The organism is Bacillales bacterium (genome assembly GCA_035700025.1).
Lineage (GTDB): Bacteria > Bacillota > Bacilli > Bacillales > DASSOY01 > DASSOY01.
In genome coordinates this window covers 67,514-76,362 of the sequence record DASSOY010000028.1, presented here as the reverse complement: position 1 = coordinate 76,362, position 8,849 = coordinate 67,514, and the positions used below count along the sequence as shown (strand labels likewise).

11 protein-coding genes, 1 tRNA gene and 1 other RNA gene are annotated in these 8,849 nt (G+C 48.5%); all 13 read right to left on the bottom strand.

The features are described from left to right. Positions 1-406 precede the first annotated feature (406 nt). The 13 genes from VFK44_05135 to VFK44_05075 all read right to left on the bottom strand — a co-directional run bounded on the left by VFK44_05135 (position 407) and on the right by VFK44_05075 (position 8,766). Entirely contained in the window at positions 407-673 is a 267-nt protein-coding gene (locus VFK44_05135) for a pro-sigmaK processing inhibitor BofA family protein (GenBank protein ID HET7627755.1), read from the bottom strand. Between the two features lie 25 nt (positions 674-698). Then, on the bottom strand, positions 699-911 hold the full coding sequence (locus VFK44_05130) for a YaaL family protein (protein HET7627754.1): 213 nt from the start codon (positions 909-911) through the stop codon (positions 699-701). Positions 912-946: 35 nt separating this feature from the next. After that, a complete protein-coding gene (recR, locus tag VFK44_05125; GenBank protein ID HET7627753.1) occupies positions 947-1,543 on the bottom strand; it encodes a recombination mediator RecR in 597 nt (198 codons plus the stop codon). A 40-nt stretch (positions 1,544-1,583) separates the two neighbouring features. Beyond that, on the bottom strand, positions 1,584-1,892 hold the full coding sequence (locus VFK44_05120; protein HET7627752.1) for a YbaB/EbfC family nucleoid-associated protein: 309 nt from the start codon (positions 1,890-1,892) through the stop codon (positions 1,584-1,586). Positions 1,893-1,911: 19 nt separating this feature from the next. Further along, positions 1,912-3,600 (bottom strand): DNA polymerase III subunit gamma/tau, encoded by a 1,689-nt coding sequence (gene dnaX / locus VFK44_05115; protein ID HET7627751.1) that lies wholly within the window; start codon positions 3,598-3,600, stop codon positions 1,912-1,914. A 182-nt stretch (positions 3,601-3,782) separates the two neighbouring features. Then, positions 3,783-4,049: signal recognition particle sRNA large type (ffs, locus tag VFK44_05110), an RNA gene on the bottom strand. 68 nt (positions 4,050-4,117) lie between these two features. Next, complete coding sequence (locus VFK44_05105) at positions 4,118-4,699, bottom strand: hypothetical protein (protein HET7627750.1); 582 nt, start codon at positions 4,697-4,699, stop codon at positions 4,118-4,120. 200 nt (positions 4,700-4,899) lie between these two features. After that, positions 4,900-4,994 (bottom strand) — tRNA-Ser (locus VFK44_05100). Positions 4,995-5,119: 125 nt separating this feature from the next. Beyond that, positions 5,120-5,575 (bottom strand): tRNA adenosine(34) deaminase TadA, encoded by a 456-nt coding sequence (tadA, locus tag VFK44_05095; protein HET7627749.1) that lies wholly within the window; start codon positions 5,573-5,575, stop codon positions 5,120-5,122. Then, positions 5,572-5,994, bottom strand: a complete 423-nt coding sequence (gene fosB, locus VFK44_05090; GenBank protein HET7627748.1) for a metallothiol transferase FosB — start codon at positions 5,992-5,994, stop codon at positions 5,572-5,574. The genes tadA and fosB overlap by 4 nt, the downstream gene beginning before the upstream one ends. Positions 5,995-6,138: 144 nt before the next feature. Continuing rightward, on the bottom strand, positions 6,139-6,753 hold the full coding sequence (locus VFK44_05085) for a hypothetical protein (protein HET7627747.1): 615 nt from the start codon (positions 6,751-6,753) through the stop codon (positions 6,139-6,141). A gap of 150 nt (positions 6,754-6,903) precedes the next feature. Continuing rightward, on the bottom strand, positions 6,904-7,830 hold the full coding sequence (locus VFK44_05080) for a hypothetical protein (protein ID HET7627746.1): 927 nt from the start codon (positions 7,828-7,830) through the stop codon (positions 6,904-6,906). A gap of 30 nt (positions 7,831-7,860) precedes the next feature. Beyond that, positions 7,861-8,766: a hypothetical protein gene (locus tag VFK44_05075; protein ID HET7627745.1), complete on the bottom strand. Its 906-nt coding sequence runs from the start codon at positions 8,764-8,766 to the stop codon at positions 7,861-7,863. Between the last annotated feature and the right edge of the window lie 83 nt (positions 8,767-8,849).

The window sequence follows — 8,849 nt, the reverse complement described above, 5'->3', positions numbered from 1 at the left end:
TTGCTTGATTAAAGGAAGAGATCTTTTGCGAGAACTGAAAAGCCGGAAATCCAACCTCCAACCTCTCACATCCAATCTCTAAATCGACGAGTTTCCTCGTCACGCTTGGCTTTTTGTTCAGTTTTCAAGGAACAACTTCCTCTTTTCCGGTTTCCCTTATAATAGGAAAGAATCCGTATCAGGTTCCACCGGTGCCGCCAAACAGCGACTTTACTAAGATAACACGGCGTCACATGACATGTCAATACTTTTTTTGATAAAAAAGATCGCCGGTTAGGCTGAATGACATTTGGCCGCATCGAAAGCGGCGGTCCAAAGAGCGGCCGCCGGAATGCCGCGCTCTCGCGGCGCAAGAATTAATATAACATGGTCCAAAAACAGTGTCAACGGCTATCCGTCTTCCAAATTAAGACAAAATCAAGTATTTGATCGCCACGAGCACACACAATCCGGGAATGCCCAAAAAGCCGGAGACCGCCGTCGTGATCAAGTTAATCGGAATGTGCAAATCAAGGGAAGTTCCGAAAATATTGAGGAAAAACAAAAACAAAGCACCGATCATAAGGCGAACGGCAGCTGCTCCGATCCAGCGAATCGGTTTCACCGGCGCGCCGATGACCAACAACAGAACGATCAACCCGCCGATCATGGCGATGATATACATCGGTTCCAAGGTCAAGCCCTCCCTTCACTTCACTTTATGAAGGGTGGTCGGCAAAAAGAACTTTCGCTTCTTTCAACAAAAAGAAATAACGCGATTCCGCGAGCTTCAATTCATGAATCACACTGTCGGCGGGGTCAATGCTTTTCTCAACCATTTCCCTTTGTCGCAGCCAATCTTGTTTCGCCCGCGAAATTGCATCCAGCAATCGTTCATTGACTTGCTTGCGCAAGCGGCGTTTTCGTTTCATCACCGTTCGTTCTCCTCCTTAAAAGACGACATGCCTTACATTTCCCGCCGGCCTTCAAGCGCACGCGACAACGTTACCTCATCGGCATATTCAAGATCGCCGCCAACGGGAAGACCGTGAGCAATCCGGGATATTTTGATTCCGACCGGTTTCACTAAACGGGCGATATACGCAGCGGTTGCTTCGCCTTCGACATTCGGGTTTGTCGCCAAAATAATTTCTTGAACGGTTTCGTCGTGCAGCCGTTTTAACAATTCGGATATTTTGATGTCTTCGGGACCAATGCCGTCCATCGGAGATATCGCTCCGTGCAGCACATGATAGAGTCCGGTATAATCTTTCATTTTTTCCATGGCGATGACGTCCTTCGGATCTTGAACGACGCATATGACCGAACGATCACGCCCGTGATCATCGCAAATCGGGCACGGATCGCGGTCGGAAATATTAAAGCAAACTGAACAAGATAAAAGGTCGCGCTTCGCATGAACAAGCGCTTTTCCGAAATCGTAAACATCGTCGTCATTCATTTCTAACACGAAAAAAGCCAGACGAACGGCCGTTTTCGGGCCGATCCCCGGCAATTTCATAAAACTGTCGATGAGTTTTGCTATCGGTTCGGGGTAATGCACGGCATTTGCCTCCATTAAGTACATGTACGCATCAAGTCGGTTAGAACGGCAGATTCATGCCTTTTGTGAATTTGCCCATCCGTTGATTCGTCAGTTCATCCACCTTTTTCAACACTTCGTTCGTCGCCGCCAGCACAAGGTCTTGAAGCATTTCGACGTCGTCGGGATCGACGGCTTCCTCTTGGATTTTTACGTCCAAGATTTCTTTATGGCCGTTCGCGACAACAGTCACCATGCCTCCGCCAGCCGTGGCTTCAACCTTTTCCTCTTTAAGATCTTCTTGCGCTTTCGCCATTTGCTTTTGCATCTTTTGCATTTGACGCATCATGTTGTTCATGTTGCCTTTCATTCGAATCGCCGCCTTTTCCTCATGATTTGATTTCGACCCATTCGTCTCCGAACAATTTCTTCGCTTCCGCGACCAGCGGATCTTCGCCTTCGGCACTCTCATCTTCGGCACTTCCGCGCTGCTTGCGGATGTAGGCCGCTTTCAGCTTTTCCCATTCGTTCTCAGGTATTGTCAACAATTCGAGGTCGGTCCCCAAAACGGAGCGAACGGCCTGCATCACGATCTGTTGATGCTCAAGATTGTCATTGATCATTTTACAATGAATGTCATGTTTGAAAGCAAGCAAAAACCTTTCACTCGAGCAAGCGACCGGTTGGCTGTTGATTAAACAGGCGTGCGCAGACACTTTATGGACGCGCACATTTTCCATAATGTCTTGCCATTTTGCCCGGAGTTGCTGCAACGCCGGTTTCGATGCTTCATCAAGCAATGATTTGATTCGTCCGATGTCGACTTTGAACGTAGATTTGCCCGCCGGCCGCCGTTTCCGCTTCGACTCCGAAGGAGATTCTGCAACCGTTTCTCTTGCCGGTTGGTTCTTCCATTCCTTCAACTGCTGTTCCAGCTTTTCGATGCGTTCGACGACACCGGCATCCGGTTGAACCGCCGCCTGAGGAGCCGATGGTTCTGGACGGCAAAGCTTGACGATCGACAATTCCAAAAAAATGCGCGGGTGATTCGTCCACTTCATTTCTTGCTGGCTCGCATTGAGCGTCTCAATGATTCGGTAAATGGCCGGATTGTCCATCGCCTCGGCTAATTGTTTAAAATGATCGTCCACTTCGGCGCGTTCCAACACGTTTTCAAGCTCCGCGGACGTCTTGTAAAGCAAAAGATCCCTGTAATAATAAATCAAATCCTCGAGAAAGCGGACCGGATCCTTCCCTTTTTCGATCAACGTCCCGATCGCTTCAATGCCAGCCGAAGCATCTTTCTCCAAAACAGCCTGCGTTACATGAGCGAGAAATTCGCGCGAAACCGATCCCGTGACGTCAAGCACGTCATCCACCGAAATTTGGCCGTCGCAGAAAGAAAGCACTTGATCAAGCAAACTGAGTGCATCGCGCATTCCGCCTTCGGCCGCTTGGGCAATCAATTTTAAAGCGTCTTCATCCGCATCGGTGGCATCAGCGGCGAGGATTTTTTTCAATTGTCCCACGATCGCCCCGTTGGATATCGGCCGGAAATCGAACCGTTGACAACGGGAAATGATTGTCAATGGTATCTTGTGGGGTTCCGTCGTTGCTAAAATAAACAGCACATGCTCAGGCGGCTCTTCAAGCGTCTTTAAAAGCGCATTGAAAGCCCCGGGAGACAACATGTGAACTTCATCAATGATGTAAACTTTATAGCGGACGGCACTCGGCGCATATTTGACACCGTCGCGAATGTCGCGAATTTCATCGACGCCATTGTTTGACGCCGCGTCAATTTCAATCACATCGGATATCGAAACGTCGGCAATTCCCCGGCATGAGGAACATTCATTGCAAGGTTCCGCTGTCGGTGCCTGCTCGCAGTTTACCGCTTTCGCGACGATCTTCGCCGCGCTTGTTTTCCCTGTGCCGCGCGGACCCGTAAACAAATAGGCATGGGACGGTTGCTGCTTCAACAAGGCGTTCTGCAAAGTTTTCGTGATGTGCTGCTGGCCGACCACGTCGGCGAAACATTTCGGCCGCCAAACGCGGTATAGCGCCTGATAACTCATCCCATACCCTCTTTTCCTCTTGATCTTCCTTAATTATAACCGATTTAAAAATAGAAAAAAACCCGCTCATCTCCCGAGCGGATTCCTTAAAAAATCAAATTGGCTTCGCTCACCAATTTGGCCGATGCCAACCTCTCACTTCTCACTTCAGAAAAAAGCTTCGCTTTTTTCAAATATGTACGCCGTGCACCTTCTGTCGATCCAACCGCCCATAAGCGAACACAAGCAGTTAACTCGGTCCAGGCACTCCCGCGGCACACGGAGAAAGCCCACTTACTGCTGCTTCCTTCCGGACCTGACAGGGTTCATGGGTGTCCGTTGCGCAGGACCCGAACGTCAACATCACTTACTTGCGCCAGACCTTAAAACGATTGGACCTCGAAAAGGGATTCAGCCTCGCTGTAGCGGATTGCGAGTACAGGGCACCGCTGCCTCCCCGCCTAGCACGGCACTCGTTAGTATAAAACGTTTGCGTGAAAAAAGCAACCGGTACCGAGTGACAAATTTTTCAAAATCATTACGGGCCCGACTTGGTGTTCCTCTTCACAAGGGCAACGATTCCTCCGATCGATATGCTGAAAAATACTCCAGCTGCAAAAGTATAACCGTTGAAATACAGTTTGTTCGTATAAATGTTCAGCCACCCGTACCGATAAATCACCGATTCATGCTCGGTTGGACCGCCTCCAAGCGCAACGACGAGATCTTGAACGAACCGTACTTCTCCGATGATGCATAAGAAAATGAGAACAATGGCGGTAAAGAGAACGAACGAAACGGAGACTGTTTTCCGATGCTGAAACAATTGGCTGGCCGAAATCCAGAGAAAGCATGCAAGGACGGCGAACAAGGCGACCAGTTCGGGGATGACGAACCACGCGGGATTTCCGTTTCCGGAGACGACTTGAGGACTGAAGGTCAGCGGACCGAAAAGCAATGAAAACCCGGCGAAGGTGAGGATGAACAAAGATAGGATGAAAATGGTCTGTTTCCTTACGGACATTTCCCCTTTGTAACACGCTTTAATCGGAGAAACAAAAGGCAGCACCACGACAGCGGTCACCATAATAAATCCGATAAAATTAGAAAAAAATGTCATCGTCGTTGTTGCCTCCGCTTCACTTATGGCCGCGACAGGGCTTTCGCTTGTCGAATCATCCGAGGGTAACGTTTACCCCTTGACTATGGATCGGTTTGAATTTTTTGTCAAGATGATTGGGTCGACGATGCCTCGTTTCCGTCACAATCAAAAAACCTCCCCGGACTCATCCGAAGAGGTTGGGCAACTATGTATAAAAATGGAGGAGGCGAAGGGATTCGAACCCCCGCGACGCCGATTGACGTCCTAACTGATTTCGAGTCAGTCCCCTTCAGCCGGACTTGGGTACGCCTCCGTATTAGATGTGAGAAGTGGGAGGTTAGAGGTGAGAAAAATAAAGACTTTCTGCCTCCCGAAAAGCCATGAATTAATGTACCACATTTCCCTGGGCTTTTCAAGGATAAATACTATGCCGCACCTTCAACGATTTCGCAAGGCTTTGAAAAAATCGCTCAGCATTTGACCGCATTCCTCAGCAAGCACGCCTGCCGTAACTTCAGCACAATGGTTGAACCGGCTCTCCTGCAGCAAGTTCATCAACGTGCCCGCACAGCCGCCCTTCGGGTCCGCTGCACCATACACGACGCGCTCAATCCGCGACTGCACGATCGCCCCGCTGCACATGGCGCAAGGTTCGAGCGTCACGTACAATGTACATCCCGTCAGCCGCCAAAACCCGGTCTTTCGGCAGGCTTCCTCAATCACCAACAGTTCGGCATGCGCCGTAGCCTGCTGCTCCGTTTCGCGCAAGTTGTGGGCCGCTGCAATGATTTCATCTCCCTGCACGATCACCGCACCGATCGGCACTTCCCCTATCGCTGCTGCTTCTTTCGCTTTCGCCATCGCTCTCTTCATATATTTTTCATCGTTATTCATTCAAAAAACTCCATCTCTTGTTTCTCTTCGCGGTAATAGTCCAATCGGTCTTGCAGGCTGCCCGTATGAAACTCGAATTTATGGCCGTCCGGATCCGTGAAATACACCGATTTTTTATCCCGTTCGTCCCGGATTCGTCCTTTTAGAACGTTGACTTCAAGCGCCTCCAGCTTGTCGCAAAACGGCTGAAAATCTTCATCTCGCACCGTGAACGCAATATGCGTGTAAGTGCCATGAATTTCGTTTCTTGGAATGTTTTTCTCCACATTCAGCGCGAGCCAGAGCCCGTTTAAGTCAAAATAAGCCGTTTTTCTGCCTTTGACGAGTAATTTGGCCCCGAACACTTCCCGATAAAATTCAACCGAACGCGCCAAATCTGACACCGAAAACGTTAGATGGTTAAGTCCGACAATTTCCACTCGTACCGCCTCCGTGTTTGAATAAACCTTTCCACTTCCTCCAAAACAGAATGGTTTGTCAAAAAAGAAAGCCCCCGTATGAGGTGCACTCACGTCTTTGCCCCCATACGGAGAAACTCCCTCGCTTGTATCATATTTTTGACGTTATGGTTTCAAGTTATTTTTTATGGATTTTTGAAAGTAAGTGATTACACTTTTATCTAAACTGATCTCGTCCTTATCCAGCATAATATATTCGGAGTGACGCTTGCCGGATTGATCCTCCCAAGTAATTTTGGTTTTCATATTGGTAAATAAATCTTTTAAATCATCCGTGTCATCTACAGTTTTTTTCGCTATGAACGCCCGACCTACTACCATACCTTTTGGGTATTTATTCGGAAAAATGGTAACCGCTTCTCCAGCGCGATTACTTATATATGGATAATCAACCAAAAGATATTTATTAATCTCCGTGTTAAAGACTGAGGTGATGTAAACATTTTTCATTTGCTTTTTAGGTTTATCAATTGTAAGTTCACAAACGATATAAACATTTTGAGTATTGTCATCAAATGTCTTTTTAATGTTTGCAATCACTTGAAAACCTTTTGGTTGATCCGTGAAATCAGAATGTTCTTCTACATTTTGTATGAATGACATGATATGAACAGAAGAAACTTGTTTGTTATTTCCTTCGACATTTTTACTATTTTTACATGAAGTAAGTAAGAGTATTACACAAATTATGCTCATACAAATAATAACGTACCTTCGCATCAAGTGAATCCTCTCTTTTAATTATCGTACCAATAGACAGGGTATCTCCAATACCCATCATACACTATATAATTGTCTGAAGCACGGTCAGCTATGGATGTCTCAACCTAAAAAAAAGAGAACCGGGATCACTCCCGGTCCTAACCTTTCTTACTGCTGTTGCAAATCGAAGACGAGGACATCTTCAGAAGAAGCATCTTCTTCCGTTTCCGTATCCGCTTGCACGTCTTCATCAACGTTCGTGTCTTCGCTGACGTCACCGGCTTCTTCTTCCTCTACCGCAAGAACGGCGGAGTTATCAGCCGCATGCAATTGGGCTTGTGCGCTTGCATGTTCAGCGGCTTGAGCGTTGATTTTGTTCATAAGGCTCGTTTGAACGTCCTCTTCCGTGCTCGCTTGTTCACTGTCGTCTGCATCCACTTCGTCTTCGACCGTTGCATCCGTGTCTTTGTTTACTTCTTCATCTTCTTCTACCGTCGCATCAGTGTCAGTGTCTGCGTCCGTTTCTTCTTCCACTGTTGCGTCAGTGTCCGCGTCTGCGTCCGTTTCTTCCTCCACTGTCGCGTCAGTATCCGCGTCTGCGTCCGTTTCTTCTTCCACTGTTGCGTCGTCGTCCGTATTAACGTCGCCTTCTTCTTCCACTGTCGCGTCGTCGTCCGTATTAACGTCGCCTTCTTCTTCCACTGTTGCGTCGTCGTCCGACTTCACGTCACTGTTTTCTTCCGCTACCGCGTGTACCGCAGAGTTAGCGGAAGCGTGCAGTTTTGCCTGCTCGCTTGCGTGTTCCGCAGCTTGCGAATGAACTTTGTTTTCCCAACTCTTGTTCGTTTTCTCGACGTCGGCTTGCTCGTCGGAATCTTGATCCACGTCTGCTTGTGCATCAACATCTTCGTCTGCTTGTTCTTCGACGTCAGCCTTTACATCGTCATCCGCTTTAACGGCAACTTTCAAAGACGCTTTCGCATGATGGTGGCCGTGGGCCTTCCCATTTCCGGCAGCCTCCGTCATTTGTCCGCTTACGACAACGGTAAACAGCAGTGCAGCCGCAAATACGACCGTTTTCAACATGAATTTCATAATCGAATCTCTCCTTTTCGTTGTTGGGTATTAAATCGTGTTGGATGAAAAGGAGTTTGATTTCGGCGGCGGCGTAGGCGGCGCGTGGATCCATTGGGTCCGGTATCTTGTTTCCTGAAGAAGAACGAACGGGTTCATCAACCCGTTTCCGCGCTCATTCTGATGCAACATCGCAAATCCCCAGAATGACGGATTGAGCTCATGACCATTCCGTTCCCCGTTCGGCTGAAACATGCCGGTACCCGGCGCAAACCACGACAGGATTGCATCCGGAATCTTCGGACTGGTCCGTTTCGGAACATCTTGAGAAGACGGTTCAGATTCATCGTCCGCCGCATTCGTCACAACTTCTTGTTGTTGTTTCGGCGTCCCGGTTTTCGTATGCCGTTCGGTTCGAACATCCGACGCGGATGCTCCGGAACGTTTATGTAATTCGTTCGTTGACACCCGCTTGTTCGAATGTACACCTTTTTCGGACGCACCTTCGCTACTCGCGGCGTTACGAGCTTTCACTAACTTAGACGCATGATCCTCCGCCTTCTGGAGGCGTTCTTTCGCTTTCCCGACAGCTTTGCGCACAGCGTCGTTCAGCTTTCGCATCGCTTTGTCGACACTCTTGTTCCCGGTCTGTTCGACGGTGATTTCCGTCTTTGTCCGACCGCGGCTTTTCGGGGGCAGCGATTTTTCCGCCTCGTCCAGGATCTCCGCTTCGTCCGCCTTGACGTTCGCATTCACAACCGCATGTTCATCCGCATGCACGGATAAGTTTACGGCTTTTTCCGTTGAAGGATCGACTGTTCGTTCGGCTTTGTCGGGACCCCGGTGATTTCCGTGACCTTTTTCCGATGATTCATGATTTCCGGACGCAAACACCACTGCCGGAATAGTAAAAAATAAGACCACGGCTAACAGACTGACCCATCCGTATTTTGTCACCTCTCGATTTCACCCCCTTTCTATTTAAAATCATTCTCAAACGGGATGCATTTTTTGTCCGTTTCCCAAAAAAAAAAGTTGCC